The sequence below is a fragment of the Shewanella sp. Isolate7 genome (assembly GCF_022398425.1).
GTDB lineage: Bacteria > Pseudomonadota > Gammaproteobacteria > Enterobacterales > Shewanellaceae > Shewanella.
Window position 1 is genome coordinate 1 of record NZ_JAKEVJ010000156.1, and the last position, 1,519, is coordinate 1,519.

Sequence of the window (1,519 nt, forward strand, 5' to 3'; positions counted from 1 at the left end):
AAAACGCCTCCGCCGATAATCCGCTTTGTTCCTGGCGGTCGAAAAGATCCAGCCAGGTATTTACAGGTATTTACATCTCGTCGTTGATGCCGCATGGGTATTCTCCTTAGTAAAAGGAGCACTATGCAGTAGCAGCATCAGTTTTTGAATGTGGGGATCACCGGACGGTTACAAGCGTCCGGTGGTAATCCCCCCTTAAATTAACTGGCGTCAAAAGTAGAATTTTCTCGTACCATATGCGCAGGAGATTCTTTATGAAAACATCAAAATTCACCGACAGCCAAATCATGTCGATCCTTAAACAAGCTGAAGCCGGAGCGCCGGTTACAGAACTGTGTCGCGAACATGGCATGAGCTCTGCGACGTTTTACAAATGGCGGGCTAAATTCGGAGGCATGGATGCATCACTCATGGCCCGGCTAAGAGAGCTTGAAGCTGAAAATGCYCGTCTTAAAAAAATGTATGCCGAAGAGCGTTTAAAGGCCGAAATCATTCAGGAAKCGATGGCAAAAAAGTGGTAAAGCCGTCGCAACGTAAAGCGATGGCACAACATGCGGTTGCCAATCACCAAGTGACTATTCGCTTGGTCTGCGCTGCATTTTTTATCAGTGAAACCTGTTACCGATATCAACCCGTTAACGATGATGAAAATACGCATATCGCGGATTGACTTGTTGATTTAACCGAGAAAGAAACAGATTGGGGCTTTGGCCAGTGCTTTCATTACCTCCGCAATGTCAAAGGTTTTGGTTGGAATCACAAGCGTGTATATCGAATTTACTGCGATTTGGCGTTAAATCTGCGGATAAAGCCCCGTAGAAGATTAAAACGAAACGCACCAGAACCGCTGAAAGAGCCAACTAAACCGAACCAAGTTTGGTCGATAGATTTTATGCATGACCAGTTAGCAGATGGTCGAAGCTATCGGTTATTTAATGTCATTGATGACTTTAAACGAGAAGGTCTTGCGATAGAAGCTGGGTTCTCGCTACCCGCGGTGCGGGTAATTCGGACGCTCAACCAACTCCTTGAATGGCGAACAACACCAAAGGYGATCCGTTGTGATAATGGGCCAGAGTTCATCAGTCACGAATTTACAGAATGGGCGAAAAAGAATGGGATCCGAATTGATAACATTCAACCTGGCAAGCCTCAGCAAAATGCCTACATCGAACGACATAACAGAACGATGAGATACAGTTGGGTCAGTAAACATTTATTTGATACGCTTGAAGAAGTTCAGGACTATGCCACTAAATGGCTATGGTTCTATAATTATGTGTATTAGTTCAGACTAGATCTGACACATCTACTTGAAAAAGTGAGAGTTACCCAGTTTGATAAAGGTGTCGAATCTTTATTAAACAAACCAAAAAGGTAACTCTCATGTTGCATACTAACAATCCGATCATCAAACACAAAGCTGGTTTACTTAATCTGGCCGAAGAACTCGGTAATGTCTCAAAAGCCTGCAAAGTTATGGGTGTATCGCGGGACACGTTTTATCGCTATCAAGAAC

At 44.0% G+C, this 1,519-nt stretch carries 1 protein-coding gene and 1 pseudogene; both read left to right on the plus strand.

Annotation, left to right across the window (positions count from 1 at the left end; translation table 11 throughout):
• Window positions 1-254 precede the first annotated feature (254 nt).
• Window positions 255-1,288 (plus strand): annotated as a pseudogene (locus tag L1D47_RS20615) (IS3 family transposase).
• A gap of 98 nt (window positions 1,289-1,386) precedes the next feature.
• Window positions 1,387-1,519, plus strand: a 133-nt coding sequence (locus tag L1D47_RS20620; RefSeq protein WP_239886615.1) for a helix-turn-helix domain-containing protein, incomplete at its 3' end; no start/stop codon positions are given.